General features: G+C 45.4%; 19 protein-coding genes. 3 read left to right on the forward strand and 16 right to left on the reverse strand.

Features of this window, described 5'->3' with window-relative positions; genetic code table 11:
* Positions 1-38: 38 nt before the first annotated feature.
* The 11 genes from rpmE to sleB all read right to left on the reverse strand — a co-directional run bounded on the left by rpmE (position 39) and on the right by sleB (position 11,777).
* Complete coding sequence (gene rpmE / locus DHBDCA_RS14220; protein ID WP_019225004.1) at positions 39-239, reverse strand: 50S ribosomal protein L31; 201 nt, start codon at positions 237-239, stop codon at positions 39-41.
* Positions 240-365: 126 nt separating this feature from the next.
* A complete protein-coding gene (glpX, locus tag DHBDCA_RS14225) occupies positions 366-1,340 on the reverse strand; it encodes a class II fructose-bisphosphatase (protein ID WP_015044931.1) in 975 nt (324 codons plus the stop codon).
* A 16-nt stretch (positions 1,341-1,356) separates the two neighbouring features.
* Entirely contained in the window at positions 1,357-1,998 is a 642-nt protein-coding gene (gene fsa, locus DHBDCA_RS14230) for a fructose-6-phosphate aldolase (protein WP_015044932.1), read from the reverse strand.
* A 44-nt stretch (positions 1,999-2,042) separates the two neighbouring features.
* Complete coding sequence (locus DHBDCA_RS14235) at positions 2,043-2,735, reverse strand: hypothetical protein (RefSeq protein WP_015044933.1); 693 nt, start codon at positions 2,733-2,735, stop codon at positions 2,043-2,045.
* A gap of 316 nt (positions 2,736-3,051) precedes the next feature.
* Positions 3,052-3,429: a response regulator gene (locus tag DHBDCA_RS14240; protein WP_015044935.1), complete on the reverse strand. Its 378-nt coding sequence runs from the start codon at positions 3,427-3,429 to the stop codon at positions 3,052-3,054.
* A gap of 98 nt (positions 3,430-3,527) precedes the next feature.
* Entirely contained in the window at positions 3,528-4,724 is a 1,197-nt protein-coding gene (gene alr / locus DHBDCA_RS14245) for an alanine racemase (RefSeq protein WP_015044936.1), read from the reverse strand.
* A gap of 67 nt (positions 4,725-4,791) precedes the next feature.
* Entirely contained in the window at positions 4,792-5,874 is a 1,083-nt protein-coding gene (locus tag DHBDCA_RS14250; protein ID WP_015044937.1) for a lipid II:glycine glycyltransferase FemX, read from the reverse strand.
* Positions 5,875-6,052: 178 nt separating this feature from the next.
* Complete coding sequence (locus tag DHBDCA_RS14255) at positions 6,053-7,657, reverse strand: CTP synthase (protein WP_015044938.1); 1,605 nt, start codon at positions 7,655-7,657, stop codon at positions 6,053-6,055.
* Between the two features lie 92 nt (positions 7,658-7,749).
* Positions 7,750-9,435 carry an arginine--tRNA ligase gene (argS, locus tag DHBDCA_RS14260; protein WP_015044939.1) on the reverse strand — a complete coding sequence of 562 codons (1,686 nt, stop codon included), beginning with the start codon at positions 9,433-9,435 and terminating at the stop codon, positions 7,750-7,752.
* Between the two features lie 201 nt (positions 9,436-9,636).
* Positions 9,637-11,058, reverse strand: a complete 1,422-nt coding sequence (locus DHBDCA_RS14265) for a PepSY1/2 domain-containing protein (RefSeq protein ID WP_015044940.1) — start codon at positions 11,056-11,058, stop codon at positions 9,637-9,639.
* An 11-nt stretch (positions 11,059-11,069) separates the two neighbouring features.
* On the reverse strand, positions 11,070-11,777 hold the full coding sequence (gene sleB, locus DHBDCA_RS14270) for a spore cortex-lytic enzyme (protein WP_015044941.1): 708 nt from the start codon (positions 11,775-11,777) through the stop codon (positions 11,070-11,072).
* Between the two features lie 352 nt (positions 11,778-12,129).
* Between sleB and DHBDCA_RS14275 the strand changes: the two genes are divergently transcribed.
* Positions 12,130-15,201: an FAD-binding and (Fe-S)-binding domain-containing protein gene (locus tag DHBDCA_RS14275; RefSeq protein ID WP_015044942.1), complete on the forward strand. Its 3,072-nt coding sequence runs from the start codon at positions 12,130-12,132 to the stop codon at positions 15,199-15,201.
* A 495-nt stretch (positions 15,202-15,696) separates the two neighbouring features.
* On the opposite strand, the gene DHBDCA_RS14280 is transcribed toward DHBDCA_RS14275, so the two are convergent.
* The 4 genes from DHBDCA_RS14280 to DHBDCA_RS14295 all read right to left on the reverse strand — a co-directional run bounded on the left by DHBDCA_RS14280 (position 15,697) and on the right by DHBDCA_RS14295 (position 20,449).
* A complete protein-coding gene (locus tag DHBDCA_RS14280) occupies positions 15,697-16,866 on the reverse strand; it encodes a pyridoxal-phosphate-dependent aminotransferase family protein (RefSeq protein WP_015044943.1) in 1,170 nt (389 codons plus the stop codon).
* 184 nt (positions 16,867-17,050) lie between these two features.
* Positions 17,051-18,442 (reverse strand): asparagine--tRNA ligase, encoded by a 1,392-nt coding sequence (gene asnS, locus DHBDCA_RS14285; protein ID WP_015044944.1) that lies wholly within the window; start codon positions 18,440-18,442, stop codon positions 17,051-17,053.
* A 34-nt stretch (positions 18,443-18,476) separates the two neighbouring features.
* A complete protein-coding gene (locus tag DHBDCA_RS14290; protein ID WP_015044945.1) occupies positions 18,477-19,229 on the reverse strand; it encodes a DUF2225 domain-containing protein in 753 nt (250 codons plus the stop codon).
* 68 nt (positions 19,230-19,297) lie between these two features.
* On the reverse strand, positions 19,298-20,449 hold the full coding sequence (locus DHBDCA_RS14295; RefSeq protein ID WP_015044946.1) for a THUMP domain-containing class I SAM-dependent RNA methyltransferase: 1,152 nt from the start codon (positions 20,447-20,449) through the stop codon (positions 19,298-19,300).
* 272 nt (positions 20,450-20,721) lie between these two features.
* On the opposite strand from DHBDCA_RS14295, the gene DHBDCA_RS15115 reads away from it, so the two are divergent.
* Positions 20,722-21,117, forward strand: coding sequence for a response regulator (locus DHBDCA_RS15115; RefSeq protein ID WP_242824926.1), 396 nt, complete (start codon positions 20,722-20,724; stop codon positions 21,115-21,117).
* 134 nt (positions 21,118-21,251) lie between these two features.
* On the opposite strand, the gene DHBDCA_RS14305 is transcribed toward DHBDCA_RS15115, so the two are convergent.
* A complete protein-coding gene (locus tag DHBDCA_RS14305; RefSeq protein WP_015044948.1) occupies positions 21,252-21,635 on the reverse strand; it encodes an ABC-2 transporter permease in 384 nt (127 codons plus the stop codon).
* Positions 21,636-22,373: 738 nt separating this feature from the next.
* Here DHBDCA_RS14305 and DHBDCA_RS14310 point away from each other — a divergent pair.
* Positions 22,374-23,615 (forward strand): IS110 family transposase, encoded by a 1,242-nt coding sequence (locus DHBDCA_RS14310; protein ID WP_015044949.1) that lies wholly within the window; start codon positions 22,374-22,376, stop codon positions 23,613-23,615.
* Positions 23,616-23,737: the final 122 nt, after the last annotated feature.

Here is a 23,737-nt window from a genome sequence, read left to right on the forward strand (position 1 = left end):
GCTCCTTGTTTTTTACAGGCAACGGCTTCAGACCGTTGTTATTGCAAACCGTATTTCTTTTTGAAACGATCGACTCGTCCACCAGCGTCAACAAATCGCTGAACTCCAGTGTAAAAAGGATGACACTTGGAACAAATTTCGACCTTGATATCCTTCTTCGTACTACCTGTTTCTATAATATTGCCGCAAGCGCAGCTAATGGTAGTTTGTTCATATTTCGGATGAATTTTCTCTTTCATGACCCGTCACCTTCCTTCCCAATCAGATCCGTCTCAATCAAATACAGTCAACTCTAAATATTTTAGCACATTCTTTGCCTTTCGGTCAAGAAAAAAACAATTCAGAAGGCTTCTTTTCGCAGCGTTTTAGCAGGCACCTTTAATTGCATATTTGGGCTTTTTGGCAAAACAATGTTTGGCTTCAATAAAACGGACCGTACCGGTCTTGCCCCTCATCACCACAGTGTGCGTCGTGGCACCCTCACTGCTGTATATCACGCCTTTAAGCAGCGGTCCTTCTGTAATTCCGGTTGCCGCAAAAAAGATGTCATCCGTATTGACCAGATCATCGAGTGTCAGCAGTTTATTGATATCCATTATACCCAGTTTCCGGGCTCTTTCAACATCTTCTTCATTCTCCGGCCAAAGTCTCCCCTGCATTTCCCCGCCCATACAGCGCAGGGCAGCAGCGGCAAGCACTCCCTCAGGAGCTCCACCGACCCCCATCATCACATCAACTCCGCTGCCTTCCAGCCCGCAGGCGACAGCCGGAGCGACATCACCGTCGGTAATCAGGCGTATTCTGGAGCCGCATTCTCTTACCTGACGGATGATCTCACTGTGGCGGGGCCTGTCGAGAATAACCACCGTAAGTTCCTGAATTTTCTTATTGAGTCCCTTGGCTATGTTCTCGAGATTTTCGGCAACCGGAGCATCCAGATGGATACGTCCTGCAGCCTTGGGACCAACAGCAATTTTATCCATATACATATCCGGGGCATGCAGAAGTCCGTATCTTTTGGTCACAGCTAAAACCGCTATGGCTCCCGGCATTCCTTTGGCAACAAGATTTGTTCCCTCGAGGGGATCAACGGCAACATCAACCTCGGGCCTTTCGCCCGTGCCAAGTTTCTCCCCAATGTAAAGCATCGGGGCTTCGTCCATTTCTCCTTCGCCGATCACGACCGTCCCATCCATGTGTACGGTATCAAACAAAGATCTCATAGCTTCCACTGCCGCATCATCGGCTTCATTCTTCTGTCCCATTCCTACCCAGCGCGCTGAAGCGAGTGCTGCCGCTTCCGTCACCCGGGCAAATTCCATGGTTAATTCTCTTTCCATCTCTTTTTCACCCTTCTTAACTTAACTTCTTCCAGTCATTCAAAAATTTATTAATTCCTGCACTTGTCAAGGGATGCTCGGATAATTTGCTCAAAACGCCAAAAGGTATTGTCGCAAAATCCGCGCCGATCTTAGCCGCTTCAAGGACGTGAACAGGATGACGGATACTGGCGGCAATCACCCCGCAGTCCAGATCATGGACCTCAAAAATTTCGCAGATATCGGCCAGGACATTCATGCCAACCTCCCCAATATCGTCAAGTCTTCCTAAAAAAGGGCTGACATAAGCGGCTCCCGCCCTTGCTGCCATCAGTGCCTGAACAGGACTGAACACCAATGTAACGTTCGTCTGGATATCTTCTTCCCGCAGCGTCTTGACGGCTTTCAAACCGTCAAGCGTCATTGGAATTTTGACGACAATATTTGGATGGATATCTGCGAGCTGCCGGGCTTCCTGGAGCATACCCTCATAATCGAGCGCTATGACTTCCGCACTGATCGGGCCATCGACAATCCCGGCAATTTTATGGATCAGGGTATGAAAGTCCTCTTTTTCTCTGGCTACCAAAGAAGGATTCGTCGTAACACCGGCGATGACTCCCATGTCCCATGCCCGGGTAATCTCTTCTGTATTGGCTGAATCAAGAAAAAAACGCATAGGTCAAATTCCTCCTTCAATAATATCCGGCCATAGTAAAAAACCTACTCGACCTCCGTAATGATATTCTTTCTATGATTCCCCTTCAGAGAATCGTTGATGATCCGCATCTCGTTTTCCTCTAAAGTAATTGCTCCCATTTGTTCTAGTATGCGCAAAATGTCTTTATTATCCGTATAAATAATACCCATTGCCTTGCATAAATCGCAAATCAATTCTACACTTTCAGGTAATATTTCTACAGTTAGGTTATGATTTCCGCATTTGCAGCCAAGCTTTTTCCGTTCAACCAGCCTGCCAAGTATCTCTATAACGCCATAGACAACAAAAAAATCATCTGTCATTACATCAAGATCTTCCTGATCGCTTGTTAACTCCGAAGCCAGTCGAACAAAGTTCTTTTTAATTTCTGTGCACAATTCCATGACACGTGATTCAGGCCCGATATAGCCTACTGGTAGTTCCTTGTCGCTGCATCCCAGACGCAAAGGTTGTTCTCCCCAGATCAACTCCCTTCTGGTAACCAAGTGATGCGGCGTCCCGCAGTAAATACAAGAATATTCTATGCCGATTTTCTTGCTCTCAAAACTGATGAGCGTCAACAATGGAGTACCACACGTACAAATGAAACTGTTCTTTCCCAAGTGAACAAAAGAAAACACTGATAATGTTTTAAGCTGAAGTTTCCCGCAGTGGGAACAAAGCATCCCAATGGTTGAGACTGCCTGAATAATCATTCTTTAGGCTCACCTCCCACACTGTCAGCTATTGGGTCTTTCCGCTCCATGAAATCACGGTATTAGGCTCCGTGGCCGTCTCAAGCCAGCGGACAAGCCAGCGGATCACATCGGCTTACGTATGCCGTATAGCTTATAGTTCTCCAAGTAAAATATTATTCCTGCCTTAGATTTTTTAGAATATTAGAATTGCCGCTTCTTACCATTCATGGCACCGCGGAATTAGATCCTACATGGCCGCCAAAAAGCCAGACTTTCGTTAAAGTCTGGCCGGTTAATCTGTTGATCATTCAAGCCATTATTTTAAACCACCGTTTCAATCCTCAGAAACATGATCCGCACTTATAATTTCTCCAACCTGCTTTTTTAGTTCATTTAAATCAAAAGGTTTAACAACAAAGCCGGATACTCCTAATTCCTCAGCCTGTTTATAAAAAATCTGATCGCCATATGCTGTCATCATGATGACCCGGCTTTTACAATTTGTCTCCCTGAGTTTGGTTAGAACCTCAATTCCACTCATTCCAGGCATCTTAACATCCATGATTATCAGATCCGGCTGAAATTCCGGAATAATCTCAAGCGCTTTTATTCCGCTGCCGCACGATTCAATCTCATAACCATATTCTAAAAAAACTTCGGTTAGAAGTCTTCTGATCCCATTTTGGTCATCCACAATCAACATCTTCAGCATCAAAGCCCCCCTTTTTTATAGCTAGATTTGCAGTTGTCAATAGATTTTAAAAACATCCATCGCGCTAAAAGCAATATGATTTTACAAAGATCGCCATACTACCTTTTATTTGACAATTGTTCTTCGCTGGGAGACAAAAATCCTTCATTAATTATCCTTATTCTCATTATTTCTCCATTTTTTTTATACATCCGCAGAATCCTGGGATTGGCCTGAGTCCTTCGTAAGGGAATCACAATCTCGTCACCGGCTGAGCAAGACGCGCTGCCGACATCGAGTACCGTAAGCTGCATCCCAATTTTCCCTGCAATCCTGACGGTTTGCCCGTTGCAAAGCAGTTTTTCCCGGCCCAGCTGAATGCCCATAAGAGCTGCCATATTTTTGACAATTATTTTCGCGAGATCCACAATGTTTTGAGGCACAAGTCTGGGCTCAATCCCAAATCCATCGGCATAACCTACCGGCACCACTGCCAGAGTCGTGTCTTTTTTAGCCTTGTAAACACTCTGGTAGCCGACAAAGGTACCTTTTGCCGCCTTTTGCAGGTGAACAATTCTTGCTTTGGCCAGCCAAGGGTCTTTTAACCGCAGCCTGCCTTCGAATGCCGGCGCAGGACAATGACCAATCAGGAGTGTCCCGACTCTGACCATATTGTAATGATACTCCGGAAAATCCAAATAGGCAGCGCTGTTGCAGACGTGCTTCAGCGGGATCCGAATGCCTGCTTGTTCCAACGTTTGAACATAAGCCAGATATTTTTCATTCTGCGCTCTGGTATAGGCACGATCACGCTGAGCTCCCCGGGCAAAGTGCGTGTACACCCCGGTTATTTCCAGCTGAGGAGCTTCTCGCAACGCTGCAGCTAATTCCTGCAGCTGATCGCCCGTAAAACCGGTACGTCCCATACCCGTTTCCAGCTTCAGCTGAATCCCGGCTTTAGTTCCCAACGTTTCGGCGAGTTTGTTCAGTGTCGGTATCCAGTCCAGCTGTGATACCGTTAGTTCAATATGGGCCTGGATTGCCGCCTGCCAGTATTCCCGGCTCGACGGGCCGAGCACCAGGATTGTACCGTCAACACCTTGGTTTCGCAGCAGCAACGCTTCAGAGATGGTGGTGACAGCAAAGGCCGTACATCCTTCTCCCTGCAAAGCTCCTGCTACTTCCGCAGCCCCGAGGCCGTAGGCATCTGCCTTAACGACTGCCATGAGCCGACATCCGGCAGAAAGCCCGGCCATGATTTGTCGGTAATTATGGATAATGGCATCCATATCTACTTCGATCCATAGATCTGACATGACAAGCCCCTCTTTAACAAATGATATTAAAAATTATTTAAGAGATCATTTAAGAAATTACATGGAATTATTTATTCCGCGGCCTGCGCATCCGGGCAAGCATTCCTTTCAGTTTCCCGGAGTAAGCTTTTTCAGCAATCTGCCAAATCACATACAGGACAGGCCTGTAAACATAGTCCCATTCCCCGATGAATTCTGTAAACTCGCCATTAAAACCTTTTTTAAATTTATACAGTCCATACAGCGGGTTACTCTCGTCCAAATCCCCGGATACTCCTCTGAAATCATAGAGCGTACAACCATTGGCTTTGGCCCAGCAAATCATTTCCCACTGAATCAAATAGTTGGGCATGACATTGCGATAAGAATTTGATGATGCCCCATAGATATACCAGGCTTTTTCCCCTGTAATGAAGGCCAGCGTTCCTGCAACAATCTTTCCTTCATATTCGGCAACAAAAAGTTCGGCAAAACCTGCCGGCACCAACGTATCATACAGATCTTCAAAATAGGTATAAGACCTTACCAGGAAATTATCCCGCTCGGTCGTTTCCTTGAGCACACGGAAAAATTCCGGTAGATCCTCTCTTAATCCTTTCCGGATCACGACACCTTTTTTAGAGGAAAGGCGGATATTATAGCGGGTTTTTTGATGCATATTCGCGAGCAAGGTCTCTTCATCCGGCGAAATGTCCAGACGGAATACAAACTTCGGCTGAACACCTTCAAAATTCTTTCCTGTATCCATTTTATTAAAGCCCTGGGCTTTCAAAATACCTGCCAGAACCTGATCGGTTGAAGATACATCAGGATCAATCTTTAAGAGAATCGCCTTGCGTTTTTGCGCCAGCTTCCTGATTGCTTCCAGGACGGCTGCCATTTTTTCGCTGTCGTGCATATCAACGACCGGACCGCGCGGACAGTAAAAAATGGGGGTCCCCAGCAACGGCAGTTTCCTTTCGAGAATTGTTGCAGCAGCAAAAATCTCACCATCTTTTTCCACTGCAAGCCTCCAGGGTTTCCAGCCCGTTCTTCCTTTAATGTCTCCCCATTCCCATAATTGCATCGCATGCCCTTTGGGATGCTTACAAATAAAGGAATTAAACTTTGCTTTATCTTCAATTGTGAGCCACCTTGCCGTAAATTCCATTTTTTCACTCCTCCCAAAGACATTCCATTCTATCATCTTCGGAAATACAATTCATAGAAATACCAATCACCCAGTTCGACGTGAACCGGTTGACTGGCAAAAAACGTTTTTCTTCATCCTGTTATCCTATTAATTTTAAACGTAATCATATGATCTTAAACATCTGTTGTTTGCTGTCTTATATTTCCTTCAGTGTTGCAGTGACAAAGTTCTTGAAGAGTGGATGCGGCCGGTTCGGTCTGGACTTAAATTCAGGGTGAAACTGAGAAGCCACAAACCAGGGATGATCCGGATATTCCGATATTTCAACGAGTCTGTCGTCCGGGGATGTGCCCGAGAATACCATGCCGTTCTTCTCGAGGATTTCCCGGTAATAATTGTTCACTTCATAGCGGTGACGATGCCGCTCATAAATCACTTCACTGGAATACGCCGAGTTGGCAAGGGTATCCGGTTTGACCCTGACCGGAGAAATCCCCAGACGCATCGTCCCGCCCATATCTTCAATATCTTTTTGTTCCGGCAGCAAATCGATCACGGGATACTCCGTATCAGGGTTAAATTCTGTACTATTCGCGCCTTTTAGCCCACAGACGTTTCTGGCAAATTCAATGATGGCACACTGCATCCCGAGACAAATGCCTAAATACGGTACTTTGTTCTCTCTGGCATACTGGATCGCCTTGAGCTTCCCTTCAATCCCTCTGTTTCCGAATCCTCCCGGTACCAGGATGCCTTTAATTCCGGTAAATATCTGCCCCAAATCTGCCCCTGGAACCTCAAGCTCCTCAGAATTAATCCAGCGGATTTTTACACCGGCCCCCTGATCGATGCCGGCATGGCGCAAGGCTTCTGCTACGCTGAGGTAGGCGTCGGGTAAAGTGACATATTTGCCGACAATCGCAATTTCTGTATACCTGCATGGAGACTTAATCTTCAAGACCATTTTTTCCCACGTTGACATATCCGCTTTGGGGGCTTTAATACCCAAACAGCACAGAACGATATCATCCATACCTTCTTCCTGAAGACGAAGCGGAACCTCATAAATCGTCGGAGCTGTGGTATTAGTTATGATAGCTTCTTTGTCAATATCACATAATAAAGCTAGTTTTTCTTTGAGATCATCGTCAATTGCCTTGTCAGCCCGGCAAACCAAAATATTGGGCTGAATTCCGATACCTCTAAGTTCCTTGACCGAATGCTGCGTCGGTTTGGTCTTAACCTCACCGGAAGCCGACAGATAAGGAAGAAGGGTGACGTGGATATAACAGACATTCTCTTTCCCCATATCTCCACGGACCTGACGAATGGCTTCCAAAAACGGCAGTGACTCCATATCGCCGACAGTCCCGCCAATTTCAGTAATCACAACATCGGGATTACTCTCTCTGGCAACCCGGTAAATACGTTCTTTAATCTCATTCGTAATATGAGGAATCACTTGAACCGTGCCGCCAAGATAGTCGCCTTTGCGTTCCTTGGTGATGACCGACCAGTAAATCTTTCCTGCAGTCACATTGCTGTTTTTGGATAACGGAACATCAATAAATCTTTCGTAGTGCCCGAGGTCAAGATCGGTTTCCGCTCCGTCATCGGTAACAAACACTTCTCCATGCTGGTAAGGGCTCATTGTTCCAGGATCGACATTAATATAGGGGTCAAATTTTTGGATTGCGACCTTGAGTCCCCTTTTCTTCAATAAACATCCCAAAGAAGCGGCTGTTATTCCTTTACCCAGGGAACTTACTACGCCTCCGGTAACAAATATAAATTTCGTCATCCTTTTCTACCCTTTCCTTATCTCATAAAATTCTAAAGTCTAGAGTCCTGTGCTACGTTGTATGTCAAATTAATTAACTTCCAAAGATAAGTTTACATTCTTTCCGGGGCCGATACACCCAGTATCTTCAAGACATTCGCCAATACCTGTCTGGTTGAGCGAATCAGTCCCAGCCGGGCTGTCCGCAAATCGGGATCCTCAATCAGAACACGCTGACTATTGTAAAAAGTATGGAATAGCGCCGCCAAGTCAAGCACATACCTTGCAAGCCTGTGCGGTTCGGTTAGCTTTGCTGCCAGCACAATTTCCCCAGGCAGATCCGCCAATTTCTTCAATAGATCTCTTTCCTCCGCAGAAACAAGAAGCGCCAGCTGATATTCACCAGGAATCAGCTGCGATTCGAAACCCTGTTCTTCCGCCTGTCTTAAGATACTGCACAACCGAGCATGCGCATACTGCACATAGTAAACCGGGTTATCGGCGGACTGGGATTTGGCCAGGTCAAGGTCAAACTCAACCGTAGAATCCGGGTCACGCAGCAGGAAGAAGAACCTGGCTGCATCTTTGCCAACTTCATCAATCAGTTCCCTCAGCGTGATATACTGACCGGAACGCTTTGACATCTTGACGATATCTCCGTCCTGAATCAGCCTTACGAGCTGCATGAGGATGACCTGAAGAGAATCAGGGCTGTATCCCAGAGCCTGCATTGCGCCTTTCATGCGGGCGACATGTCCATGGTGGTCTGCTCCCCAGATATTGATAACCTTTTTAAAACCCCGTTCGAACTTATTGCGGTGATACGCAATATCCGCTGCAAAATAGGTCGGAACCCCATTGCCGCGCACAATGACTTCGTCTTTTTCATCTCCCGGAAGGATTGCTTTCAGCCAGAGAGCACCTTCCTTTTCATAAATATATTCTTTGTCTTCCAGCCGCTTCATCGTCTCACGAATATAGCCGGACTCATGCAAAGACTTTTCACTGAACCATACATCATAGAAAACGCCAAAATCCGCCAACGTTTCTTTGATATCATTAATTTTTTCTTTAAGAGCATAACTGACAAGAATATCCCGGCGGATCTGTTCTTTCATTCGGACATATTGATCTCCGTCTTTTTCAATGATATTTTTGACAGTATCAATCAAATCTTCACCATGATACCCGGCCTCCGGGAAAGGTACTTCAACCCCCATAAGCTGGAGATATCTGGCTTCCAGCGATAGCGCAAAATTATGAATCTGATTGCCTGCATCATTGATATAAAATTCCCTGCTGACCTCGTACCCGGCCATCGCCAGCAGTGAGGCCAAACTGTCCCCCAAAGCAGCTCCTCTGGCATTCCCCATATGCAAAAGGCCTGTCGGATTCGCACTGACAAACTCAACCTGAATTTTTTCACCCTGGCCGATGTTGACAAACCCGTATTTTTCACCCTGGGCAGATATTTCAGGAATTACGCCTGTCAGCCAGGCAGGATCCAGGCGGAAATTAATAAATCCGGGTCCGGCTATTTCACTTGAGGTAATCCAGGTATCTGCCGTATCCAGATTATCAATAATGATTGCTGCTATATCCCGCGGAGCTCTTTTTGCCTGTTTGGTTAAAAGCATAGCAAGGTTAGTCGCCAAATCACCATGCTCACGTTCTCTTGGTTCTTCTAAAACGTAAGAAGGTATTTCCTGAAAAGCCAACGCTCCTTTTTCGCGTGCACAGAGGATCGCCTGTTCTAATTTTTTACTGATATTTTCCCTGATTTTCTCATAAACGCTCAAACCTGAAGCTCCTCCTTCATAGGACCGCTGGAAATGTACATAACTAAAATAAATTTTAATACATTTTCAGTAAAAATACCAGCGCCCAAATAATTAAGCAGAAAAAGAAGGTCTTTCTCTGCTTAATTATTTTACATTTACCAATTATATTGGAAATGCATTTTTTTTCAATACTTATTTTGTTAATTCTTATCTTAATCCTTACTGGATTAATTTTCCGGCAGGCGTATTGACAACCCTGCTAATTTTTTCTTCCGTTCCATTCAGCGCATTGATATAAACCATATACTCCTCCCCAAATGCCGTCCCTCTGAATTCATAACAAAAGGCTTCATTTGTCCCTAATTTTGAGATCACCGCCATTTTTGTTTCGATGATCTTAAATTCTTTCTTGAGTTTTGCCTTGGCCTGCTCCAGTGTAAGCACGCGATTCAGATTTCGTTGATGATGATACGCATAGTAGGGGTTAGCGTCAAAGCCAATGATCTGACCGTTATCTGTTGCTATGGTCAGCCTGATCTTGTCAGGATACAGCAGTGTCCCGTTCTCCCGCGGAACTGCATCAACCAAAACATAGGACCCGAGATCCTCGGAAGAAGTTACGACCAGATCCCATCCTATCCTGGCCAGAGAGGCATAGGCACTATCCAAGGTTTTTTTGACATCGAGCTGGCGATCGTTTAATTCACGCTGGTCCCGGTAAAACGTGACGACACCGCCTTTTTTGCTGACCTCCAAATAGCTGTCCTTATACGTAAGATTAAATCCTCCGAGGAGGTTGTCGCTTAAACCGCTTAACTGTGGAGCCGCACCTGTCTGCCCCAAATCTTCAAGAAAACGCTTGCCAACCTCCACGGCTTTGCTTTCATTAATTTCTCCTTCCGGTAAACCAAGCGGCTTATCCACATAATGCTTGTCCAGTTCTCCCTGATATGTGAATGGAGGATATTTCTGAAGGCTGACATCAAGCTGCTTCAACCCGCCTCTGACAGAAGTTGGCGTTTGGGCAGCTGCCTGTTGATTTTGCTGATTGGTCTTTCCGCTGTTTTCATCACCCTGAGCGGCGGTCTGAATGGATTTTCCGAGACCGATTTTTTGCAGCAATCCTTTGGGTTTGTCCACCCAGGCGAGGTTCTCGGAATTAAACTGATTGTAAACTTGCTGAACTGAGCGGTTGATTTCTATCACTCTTTCATGCATTTTGTTCAATGTGGCCTGCTCCTCAGCACTCATCACGGCGGCAGCAGCCATCTTGCGGGTCATGGCCTTGCTGAAATCGCTGACCTGGTTGATAAACGTGTCAACATAGCTAATCCCGACCTCGTCTGCCGGCAGCTGGCCAAGGCGGCTGACCGCACTTTCGCTTCCCTTCCAGGTTTCTCCGAGATAAAGCACCCTTTGGGCCGTGCTACCCGCAACCTTTGCTTTGGCTATACTTGTTTCCACTTCGTTTAACGACGCCACAAGATCCGTAAAAGCCCTCGAATACTGGTTTTCTGTTTCCGTCTTATACTCTTTGAGTTCCCTGAACTCATAATAACCCCAGCCCAGAGAGAAGATCAGCGCAATCCCTAACGTCAAGGACAGCCAGGAAAGCAGCTTTTTTTTTGATTCAGCGTTCATCGGTACCCCCCCTAACGTGTAAAAATATGTTTGCCAATTTTTTTGATCTGCGGTCTTGACCAGACAAATTTATTGGTGGTCTTGTCGGGATTAAAATAATAGACCGCTCCATTGGTCGGATCAGATCCGTTCATCGCTTCCCTGGCTGCCTTAATGGCGGTTTCATCAGGTTGAAGGTTGATCTGACCGTCATCTACTGCCGAAAAGGCCTTTGGCTCGTAAATGACACCGGCGATGGTTTTCGGGAAGGAGGAACTTTTAATCCTATTCATGATACAGGCCCCGATCGCGACCTGACCAATATACGGTTCCCCGCGGCCTTCCGCATAAACACACCGAGCAAGCAGCTGAAAATCGGCGTTCTTAAAACCTACCTGTTTCCCGGAAGAGGTAGTACTTTCACCTGTCAGTCTTTTTAACTCCCGAATCGTTTTGTCTCCGGCTATGCCGTCAGCTTTTAATCCTCTGCTTTTTTGAAATCTTTTGACGGCAGCCAGGGTTGACTTTCCATAAATACCGTCAACTTTTCCGACCTGATACCCGAGTTGGACCAGTTTGCTCTGCAAGGCTTTGACTTCAGAACCTCTGGAACCCTTGGACAGTGTCCGGTCTCCAAGAGCAGCCTGACTGGCAGCAGAAAGAACCAGACATAGAATAAGACTTACCGTTATAATACTGAATATTTTTTTTTGTTTTTTTTCATTGAAATTCTGATCCATACTTTCACCTCACCCGAAGTTATTTCTATTGCACCGCATTTCTTTGCTGTTTTTCATGCCAGCTCCGATTCAGCTTTCTTCTTATTCTGGCTTGGTTAGGAGTGGTTTATCCGCCAAAAATCATCTGTTCTGTCAGTCCAAATTTTTACAGCCAACTTAATTATAAATTTCTATGATTATTACAAAGAATATAAGGATATTACTTTGCCAAACTCTTATAAATATTTCTATATTTGGCTTGTTTAGAGAGAGGTAAATCTCTAAAAATGAAGAATATTCTGACACAGTGGGATATTATTTGACTTTTTTATCTCTGATTTCGCATTGTTAATCAATGATCCGAAAGGAGTGTATGGCCTTGACCATTCAGAAAGAAGTCATTGAAGATTTGAAGTCAATCTGGGGGGACCGGATAAACTTCAACGCCCTGGAAAGAAAAATTTATGCCCACGATATGGGAGTAATGCCCTCCATGATTAAACCCTTTGCCGGTAATCCTATTCCGGACGGTATTGTTCAACCGTCATCCGAAGATGAACTTGTTCACCTCGTGACCTATGCGAACCGGCATCAAATCAGCTTAATTCCAAGAGGGAAAGCAACATCCGGTTATGGCGGCGTACTGCTGGTTGACGGTGGGCTAATCGTCGAATTTAACCGGATGAAAAAAATCCTCGATATCTCCGAACAGGAAAGCAGTGCAACTATACAGCCGGGCGTTGTCTGGAATGAACTCGAGTATCACCTGAACCAAAAGAACCTGACGCTGGCGTTATACCCGACAAGTGCTCCTTCTTCGACGGTCGGCGGATGGCTTGCGCAGGGCGGTGCTGGAATCGGCAGTTATGAATTTGGCTACTTCCGAGACAATGTACTGTCTGCCAGAGTTGTCTTGCCAGATGGCTCTGTCAAATTCATGCAGGGTTCGGGTCTGGATCTGGTTTCGGACGTTAATGGAATCACTGGTTTAATCAGCGAGATCAGCATCCGGGTTAAAATGCTGAAACCAATGCATGTCAAAGCCATCGCTTTTGGCAATCCGGACCATCTTGCAGGATTCATGAAAGATTTGTTTTCCCGCAAAGTGCCTTTATGGTCGGTATCGTTTATCAACCCGGACGCTGCGAGATTAAAGAATAATCTACCGCCGCATTATCATCACGGGGAGCGAGTCACGGATGAGCACAGACCGATTCTGCCCGAAAAATATATAGCGATTCTGTCTTGTACCAACGACCATTGCGATCTTGTTCAGGCCGATGTGATGGAAATCGCCCAAAAAAACAACGGAGAATTTCTCTCCGCCGAAATCGCCCGACATGAATGGGATGCCCGTTTTGAACCCGTCAGGGCCAAGAGAATTGCCCCTTCCCTGATTCCAAGCGAGGTTATTATCCCGCTGGAAAACCTCGATAAAGTCATTCAAGAGATTACGGCCGAGGTTAAGCACCCATTTATTCTGGAGGGCTTCGCGACAAATTCCCAGGAATTTGTTCTGCTGGGTTTCATCCTGCATGATGAAAGGCAGTTTAACTTCAATCTTGCTTATGCGCTTTCTCTGTCTATTCTGAACACCGCTCAGAAATACCAGGGCAGACCGTATGCGTCCGGCTTATATTTTATCGGGTTCGTCGAAAAGATCTTAGGCAAGGACAGGGTCAAAAAACTGACCGCATTCAAAAAGCAGGTTGACCCGAATAAAATGATGAATCCGGGCAAAGTCCTGGACAACAGTTTTTTGTCCAGGGGAATTGAACTTGCAGGTACGCTTGACCCGATCCTCAAAATATTCGGCAATTTGGCCAAAGCCAAAGATCCCGGTGAAGTATTCAAGGAGAGAAAAGGCATTCCGGGTGACATTGTCTGGTATGCCTACGCCTGTTCGCAATGTGGCTACTGTGTCGATCAATGTGATCAATATTACGGCCGGGGTTGGGAGTCCCAATCCCCGCGCGGCAAATGGACGTTTTTAAAACTTCTTCTGGAAGGGGAAGTCGAATTTACCCAGCGTGCTGTTGACACTTTCTTGGCCTGCACGACGTGTGAATTATGCAACAGGACCTGTCAGCTGGATTTGCCGAATGAATCTTCCTGGCTAAAACTGCGGGGGCTGCTGGTAGACGGACTCGGGTACAGGACATTTCCTCCTTTTGAAATCATGGCCAATACGATGCGCCAGCAGGGCAATATTTGGGGCGGATACGCTAAGGACAGGGATAAATGGATCATTGACGAGGTTCGGGACAGTGTCCAGGAAAAAGCCGAATACGCCTTTTTCCCTGGCTGTACCTCATCCTTCGTCGAACAGGATATTGCCCAGTCTACTGCTTTGCTGTTAAAGGAAGCAGGGATCAAATATGCTTATCTCGGCAACAAAGAACAGTGCTGCGGCATACCGATGCTCGTATCCGGACGCTGGGAAGTCTTCAATGAAACAGCAGCTAAAAATATTGCCGCGATGAAACAGACCGGGGCCAAGACCGTTATTACAACCTGTCCGGCCTGCTGGCTGGTCTGGGAAATCTATTACCGCCATTGGGCCAAAGACAACAATATTGAATATGATCTGCATGCCAAACATTATGCGGATGTTTTGGCCGAAAAGATTGAAGCGGGAGAGTTTAAGCTTGCCAAAGAACTTAACCTTCAGGCAACCTACCATGATCCTTGTCATATGGGACGGGCCGGAGCCAGATTTGAAGGTCCACGTACGCTGATCAACGCAATCCCCGGCTCAAACTTCAGGGAAATGCGTTTTCACCATTATGATGCGCACTGCTGCGGCGCCGTGATCTCCCTAGTGGCTGATCCGAAGGTCGCCTCTGAGATTGGTGCTTCCCGGATTGAGGAAGCGATAGAGTGCGGTGCAGATACGATTATTACCGCCTGTCCCTGCTGCAGGGTCCAGTTAAAAATCTCGGCCGAGGATAATCATCTGCCAATTAAGATCCGCGATTTATCTACGCTGGCCGCCGAAAGCCTTGGCTATGACATTCCGTGCTCAGATCCGGTCATCGATGAGAAATGGGCTGTCTTTGACGGAATGATCCGAATGATGACCCCCTGGGGAATGGCCGATATGATGGCCGGTCTAATTCCGGAGATGATTGAAGCCATGCCGGACACATACAGGAACATGATGAAAATGGTGATGAACGCGCCGGAAGTGTTCAAAGAGCCGATGATCTCCATGATGAAAAGCGTGATGCCTTCCTTATTCCCCGGATTGCTCCCGGACATCATGGATAAAGTCATGCCGCGAATGCTTGAGAAAGTAAGCGAAGCCATCCCGATGCCGGAGTACCTCGAAGAACAGATGCCAAACCTGATGCCCAAAACGATGGAGGTACTCATGCCTAAAATGCTAGACGAGATCATCCCGTATTTCATGCCGAAAATGGCGGATTATTTGAGAGGGAAATAAAGCCTGGGTAACCTTAATCCAAGAAAAAGCGGATTGCCTTGTAACTTATTCTCTGAGGGACGTCTCAAATCATTTAAGACGTCTTTTTCTTATTCTTATTCTTATTCTTATTCTTATTCTTATTCTTAGGCAATTGTAGCCTTACACAGATATTCCGCTCGCACGTTTTCGTGGCTACTCGCTCAAATCCTTGCTAACATGCTAGAACCACTGGGCTTTTCAGCATGTGAACCATTAGCATGTCTTGACGCTGCGGTTTTCGCTCGCTTTACCGCATTCTGTGCAAGTCTACAATATTTTGGGCATTCAGTAGAATAAACAGCCGAAAAGCGGATGGCACCATGTCGTCAACCTTAGCTTAGCTCAAAAAAAATGCTGATAACAGTCAAAAACTATTATCAGCATCATATCGGTTTAGAGTTACTCTTGTTTAGGGGTTCACCCCAACCTTTTACATAGAGCCTCAAATCTCTTACTTTTGAGCAATTTAGTGGTTTATTTATTATTCTCAGCAAAAACGTCCTTGAACACCTGGACGGCTTTCGCGCTGTCCACCGGGAATCCCATTTCTCCGAGTGTTTCACCAATGATTTCGAGCGCTTTGCAGAAAATATCATTCGTGGTGTTCCCCATATGTCCCAATCTGAAGCCTTTTCCGGCCAGAGAAGCGAGTAATCCGGCTACGATCAGCCCTTTCTTCGCGAGTACGGCTCTGAATTCGGCATCGTTGATTCCTTCTGGATAAAGAATGCAGCTTAAAGTCGGAGCAGCGACTTCTTCCGCAGCAAAAATATTCATGCCCATGGATCTGACCGCCGCACGGATTGCTTTGCCAATCGCTGTATGCCGACGATAACGTGCTGCCGTTCCTTCGGCCGCAATGATTTTCATAGCTTCTGCATAGCCATAGATCATATTGATCGGGTGGGTCGCAAAATATTTCTGGGGCTCTTTCATGACCGGGCTCCAGTTGCTGATATCCATATAGTAACTGTTGACACCATCCATTTTCGCTCTGGATTCTAGGGCTTTCGGTCCAAAGGCCACAATCGCAAGTCCAGGAGGAACCCCAATCGCTTTCTGAGATGCGGTCAAAACAACGTCAATCTTATAATCGTCAGTACCATAGGCTTTGCCCATATCTTCTTCAAGTCCGCCGGAAGCACATACACCGTCTAAAATAAAGAGCGCGCCATACTTTTTGACTGTCGGAACAACTTTGTCCAGATTAGCAGCTACTCCCGTTGATGTATCCGCGTGGGTTACCGTAACAGCTTTAAATCCGCCTTGCTGCAGCTTTTCTTCGATCTGAGCCGGTTCAATTTGTTTGCCCCACTCAGCAGCCAGTACTTCAGCTTCAATCCCTAAAGCTTTCGCAACTCCGATAAAGCGGTCTCCAAAATAGCCATGGCTTACGATGAGCAGCTTCTCACCGCGGGCAACCGTATTGGCCAGTGCCATTTCCATGGCTAGTGTTCCGGATCCGGCGATAACAAAAACTTCGCCATCCGTATTGAACATTTTTCTGGTCTGAGCGAGAGCTTCGCTGAAAATACCTGCAAAACGCATATCCGTATGGGACATTGTTTCCCGGGAAAGCGCCTCATAAATTTCGTCGACTACAGGTGTCGGGCCGGGAATTAAGAGCATTTCTTTATTGGGCATTGGGAATTTCCTCCTTGAAAATAGAACATTAAAAAAATTGTACTCCAATTAGGGATTATATCATTAATTTAGTCTCTGCGGCTAATTCTGTCAGAATATTTTCCATTAATGCCGCAATAATTATTATTTTAGGACTAGTAAATCTGTATGTCTCATTTGGGTAAATATTTAAAAATAATTTTTGCTAGAAATCTGCGGACTTCACGGTTCTCGGGAACGGGATGACATCACGGATATTGGAAATCCCGCTTAAATACATGATCAGGCGCTCAAAGCCGAGGCCGAAGCCTGCATGTTTTACCCCACCATATTTTCTGAGTTCAAGGTACCAGCCATAATGCTCCGCACTCATTCCAAGCTGAGCAATTCGTTTTGTCAGCAAATCTGTTCTTTCTTCTCTCTGACTGCCGCCAATGATTTCACCGACACCCGGAACAAGCAGGTCCATCGCAGCCACCGTCTGCTGATCATCGTTTTGCCTCATGTAAAAAGCCTTAATCTCCTTGGGGTAATCTGTAATAAAAAGTGGTTTTCCAAATACCTTTTCGGTTAAAAAACGTTCGTGCTCAGTTTGCAGGTCTAATCCCCATTCCACAGGATAAGCAAAATCCGTATTGGCTTTCTTTAAAATCTCGATGGCGTCGCTGTAGGACAGACGGCCAAATTCCGAATCTAAAACATTGTTCAGCCGGGCCAGCAGTTCTTTATCGATAAACTTACTAAAAAACGCCATTTCGTCCGGGCAGTGTTCCAGCGCATAAGCAATCAGATACTTCATCATTTCCTCGGCGAGATTTTGGATATCGTTTAACTCTGCAAAGGCAATCTCCGGCTCAATCATCCAAAATTCAGCTGCATGCCTGGCCGTATTGGAGTTTTCTGCCCTGAAAGTCGGTCCAAATGTGTAGACATCTTTAAACGCAAGGCAAAAACTTTCGGCATTCAGCTGTCCGCTTACCGTAAGATTTGTCTCCTTACCAAAAAAGTCCTGACGATAATCCACTGCTCCCCGGTCATCACGCGGCAGATGATCAAGCTTCAGTGTGGATACCCGAAACATTTCTCCCGCTCCCTCGGCATCACTTCCTGTGATGATTGGCGTATGCACATAGACAAAGCCTTTATCCTGAAAAAACTGATGCACGGCCATTGAAATGACAGACCTGAGTCTGAATACAGCCGAGAATGTATTGGTCCGGGGACGGAGGTGCGCAATCGTTCTAAGAAATTCCAGACTATGCTTTTTCTTCTGCAGCGGATAATCAGCCGGACAGGCATTTTCGATTTGGATCTTCTCGGCTTTTAGCTCAAAAGCCTGGTTTGTCCCCGGAGAGGAAACCAGTACCCCTTCCGCAGTTATGGCGGAACCGGCTCCGAGTCGGCTGACTTCGGAAAAGTTTAGCAGATCCTGACCATAGACGATTTGTAGGTTTCTGAAGCAACTGCCGTCATTAAATTCGATAAAACCAAATTCTCTGGATGCTCTGACCGTCCTTACCCAGCCTGAGATTTGCAGACGCTCCCCAATCTTAGCCTCTGTTGCCTCATAAATTTGCTTTACAGCTATACTGTTCATCATTACTCCTGTTTATAATTGATACACCCTTCAGTTATTCTGATTTTACGTTTGGCTGTATTTGCTGTTTGGTCTTGCTCTCCCGATATTCCTGGACAGCTTCGCTCCACTGATTTCTGGCCATATTGACATATTTCATGTACCGGCTTTTGTCAGGATGTTCACTGACTGTAGAAAAATATTTGACAGCTTCGTTGTATTTTCCTAGTCTGCGGTTCAATTCACCGATCAAATATAAAATCTGGATTTCCGGAGTCAATTCCGGATTGAAATCCGTATAAAGAAAAGATTGTTCATATTCGGTACAGGCCAGATTCATAAATCTCATCTCTTCTTCAGCAATTCCGGCTCCGCGGTAAATCCACGCCAGGCGGTGACAGATCCTTGCCAGCACAACATGTTTTTCTTTAATCAGCTGGGCAAAGTAGATCGCTAGCTTAAACGTTCTGACTGCCATCTGATAATCCCGCTCTCCACAAAAGTCTTTACTGTGGTCCATCTTGCCGGAGATCTCCTCGAGAGTTTTTTTGCGAACATTTTGTGCCATGATTTTGGAAAAATCCTCTGTGAAAGAAAAACCGCAATGAGGGCAGACCATGACATAGTAGAATAACGGACTATTGTCATCTTGCTCAAATATCTGACCAAAATCGCTGTCGACCTTGCGCGGCTTAATGAACCTTGACCGGATTTTCTTGGTCACGAATTCCTGACCGCATAAAAGGCATTCGACCTTTTTGTCGTAGAGAGGCTCGAGCTTTTCAGTTATATCCTTTTTATCCATCATAATCCTTATATTTCCTTCTCATCTTTAAAATTATCCTATCCATATTTTATTCTTTTTTTAGAAATAATCTATAGGTTATTTTTCGCGTCTTTTGGAGGTTTGGGCCCAAAAAACTGATAATAATGGCACTCAATTCTTCCATTATATAATTTCCGGCTTTTATCCCACCTTTTTTTAATGAACCTTTCTGGTTTTGGCAGCGAAGTGAGCATATGCAGGGACCAATCTTCGAGTCTCTCCAGAACCTCGCCAAGTTCCTGATAAGCAGTTTCAGCTTCTTCTGCTGTTCCAAGCCTTTGCCCGTATGGAGGGTTCGTAATGATACAGCCATATTTAAATCTGGAGCGGACTTCTTTGACCGGCAGCCTCTGAAAAAATATTTTTCCTTCCAGACCTGCTTCTCTGGTGTGTTCCCTGGCTAAGCGTAAAGCAGCTGGATCAATATCCGAACCATAGATTGCAAGTTCCTCATTTCTTTGCCAGAGATCTTCTGCTTCTTCTCTTGCTTTTCGCCAATGTTTTTCCGCAATGTTCGTCCAACGTTCAGCCGAAAATGCCCTGGCCAGACCAGGTGCCCGGTTCTGCCCGATAAAAGCCGCTTCAATCGGAATCGTTCCTGTTCCGCAAAAAGGATCCAGAAGAACACGGTCGGGTTTCCAGTAGCTAAGATAGACCATTGCGGCAGCAAGTGTTTCTTTTAATGGAGCCTCCCCGGCCATTTGCCTATAGCCGCGTTTGTTTAATCCCTTACCGGAAGTATCGATGGTCAGCGTAACAGTATCTTTCAGAATAGAGACCTGTACGGCATAGAGGGCTCCTGTCTCTTCAAACCAGCTGACGCCATAGGTATCCTTCAGTCTCTCCACAATCGCTTTCTTAACGATCGCCTGGCAGTCTGGAACACTATGCAGCTGAGATTTAACCGATTTTCCGGTCACCGGAAAACAGGCGTCCACCGGCAGCCATTCCTCCCAGGGCAATGCTTTCGTTTGCTGGAATAATTCCTCAAAGCTCCGGGCTTCAAACTCACCCATCTTCAAACTGATACGGTCCGCACACCTCAGCCACAGATTGGCCCGGCAAATCCCTTCTTCATTTGTTGTCCATGATATCTTACCGTTCTGAACCTCTGTATTTTCATACCCCAGATTTTTAAGTTCCCGCGCAACGACAGCTTCAAGCCCAAATGCCGTTACTGCGATCAGTTCAACCCTTGCCATTCAAACACTCCAGTAAAGCTAAATTTTACGCATAATCTACACATCAAAAAAAATACAAAATTTACTAACTTTTTTACGATAAATGACATTTCTTTCTGTAACCAAAATAAATGGGCAGGCCTTAAAACTATTGGAAATAAACGATTTTCTTCTAAAAAACAGTCAAATTATTTTTTTTCGGCCTTTGACAGGCATCAACATTTTTCTTCCTTATTGTAGTGTATACTGATAAAGGTTGCAAAATAAGAAAATTTTAGAAGGAGGAACGACAGTTGAGGCCTGTTGTAATGGTCATCGACGACGACACAAGTATAGCCAATCTTCTGTCAACAATGCTAATTGGCAATGGCTATACTCCAATTATCGCGTCAAATGGATATTCAGCTCTTACTATGCTGAAGAGCTGCCCTCACCCAAATTTGATTCTTACAGACTATTCCATGCCTATACTCAATGGCTGCGAATTTATTGAGAAGATTTCAGCTCAAAAAAATCTGAAAGATATCCCGGTAATTATGATTTCCGGTTCAGATATTGAAGAAAGGAAGCTGCCGAAAACCACAAATTTCAAGGGGATTATCCAGAAACCGTTTAAAATCAATACGGTTCTTGACGTTATCAAGCATCACGCAATCAATCATTGCGATTCTTCACTCTATCCTGCTTAAATTCCAAACAGAGTTTACACATTCATTGATATATCGGAAAAGGTATCAAGTCAATAATAACCATAATACGCAAAAAAGGCAAAATTAATGCCTTTTTTTCTTTAAGATCTTTAAGCAACTGCTTCTCAGCAGTGTTAAAAGTCTTTGTTTTTATAGATTCGGACAGAAACCTTGAACGAAAGTACCAACAGAACCATTCCAACAACAAACATCATAAGGCAAATGACCGGACCGGCATACCCATTCAGTACCGCAGTAAGCTGCTCCAATTCCTGATTTGTGGTTTCCAATTCACCGGCAGGTATTTTTATCAACTGACCCATCGCGCCAATAAGCCCAAAAATAACAAACATAGAGATGAAATTGGCCCACCTGGAACGCATATAACCTAAACGGTAACCTTTTTCCAAACTGAATGTAACATCTGAAAGCTCAAACTCCGAAAAATATTTTCCTAATCCCTGGATTTCCAGGATCAGACTGCTGCTGTTCCTTCTGACAGGGTCTGTTTCACTCACTTTATTATCCTCCTCGTATAATTGATTTAGTTCCACCCCACGAGTCCAAAAAACTAATGGAACGTGGGGTATTTAAATGACCATAGAAAACTGGAAATTCAGTTAGTATGGTTAACATCAACAAGATGCGCGCAGGATAACGCATACTCCATGTAGCCATCGTGCCTGTGGGCAGTGTGGACAAGTCAACCCCAAAGCATACTTCAAATTCAACTTGTCCAAAGCCTGTTGGGAAAGCTCTTTTAAGACAGACCCCAAAGTGCTTTTCCACAGGATGGCACTGCCCACAGGCTCAGGATGAGGAATACTTGATTTTGGGAAGGGGGTGCGGGGGAAACCCTTTTTGTTAGAGACTCTTTTGATGACTAACAAATGGCTTTTCCCCTTTAAAGGAACACACTTTCACTAAAAAGATTCCTCAGATCGTTCTTTAACAAAATAGTATTTAAGTTTGTTGGGATTTCAGGCAAAATGGTACCGTGAGGTTCGTTCTGGCAAGGCCTTCTCCTCCTTGAGGCTTTGACCTCTTTATTAAGTCTGACTGCCAGCCCACAATTTGAACTTTTAACTCGAAGGTTGCACAGCTTAAAGGGAATCCCCTCCGATGGTAGCAGATCGGCTGGATCCAAGGTCTTTTTAAGACAAGTGCTGATTCGGCGAGGTTGTTGACCTGTTGTGGTGCCTGGTCCCAACGTTAATCTTACACATTCTTCGGCTCAGAAAGTGAGGTGATTTTACTTGAGTTTATTTGTCGGTATTGATGTGAGTTCCAGTGATTTTAAAGTGCGAATCTTAGATGAGCGGGGTAATGAACCGGTAAAAAAACTGCGGGCTTTGAATGATCAGCCTGGTTGTGAGCAAGTTACCCGATATCTCTCTGAAGCCTGCGCTAAAGAGAATGAGGACCGGCTGGTTATTGGTTTAGAGGCCACTTCCGTGTACAGTTGGCCGTTACAAATGTTCTTGGCGGAAGACCCTTGTTTAGCACCTTTACAGCCCCAAATCTATTCCTTTAACCCCAAGGTCGTTGCTAATTTCAAGAAAGCTTATGTGGACCTTCCGAAGAACGACTGGATTGATGCCTGGGTCATTGCCGAACGTTTACGCTTCGGCCGGCTCCCAGAAGGCTCTCAGGTTGATTTCCGCTACTTACCATTACAGCGCCTCACTCGCTTTCGTTGTCATATGATTGAGATGATCTCCAGAGAGAAGAACTATTTTCTCACGAACTTGTTCTTGAAGTTTAGCACGCTTGCCCAAGGTACGGTTTTTAGCAACACTTTCGGCGCTACTTCTGAATCCTTGACACTTGAGTTTTTTTCTCCAGAAGAGGTTGCGGCTCGACCGCTTGATGAACTGATTGATTTCCTCATGGAGAAAGGAAAAAGTCATTTCGAGGATCCAGAAGCCAAAGCCAGAGAGTTGAAGGAAGCCGCCCGCAAGGCCCATCGACTACGTGGAAGCCTATTGCAACCCATTAACCTTATCCTGGCCACGAGCATCGAAACCATCCACACTTTAGAGAAGCAGGTAAAGAAAATCGATAAGGCGATCGAAGCAGAAATCAGGCATTTCTCTAATACGCTCATTACCGTTCCCGGTATTGGCCCAGTGCTTTCAGCTGGTATTATTGCTGAGATTGGAGACATCCGTCGTTTTCCAAATGAAGGAGCCTTAGCAAAGTTTATTGGGTTAACCTGGCGTTCTCACCAGTCAGGTGATTTTACAGCCGATGACACACCCTTAACCCGAACCGGCAACACCTACTTGCGCAGTTATATCATCCAGGCTGCTAATTTAGTACGCCAAAAGGAACCGGAGTACAAAGCCTTCTACCAACGTAAATTCTCGGAAAGTAAGACTCACCATCATCGCCGTGCTCTAGTGCTTACTGCACGTAAACTCGTCCGTATGGTTGATGCTCTGCTACGCAGCAACCAAATCTATATGCCACATGGCAATAGGGGGAATGCAAACTAAGCATGAACTACGATAATTGAAATCCCATTTTTGTAACTTTTTCCCATATCTTTTTGGGAATGAGATGGTTTCTTATTGTCTTTTTTACCCACTGATTATTAACTTACTGAAAAATTGACTCG

Origin of the sequence: Dehalobacter sp. DCA, assembly GCF_000305775.1 — a bacterium.
Taxonomy (GTDB): Bacteria; Bacillota; Desulfitobacteriia; order Desulfitobacteriales; family Syntrophobotulaceae; genus Dehalobacter; species Dehalobacter alkaniphilus.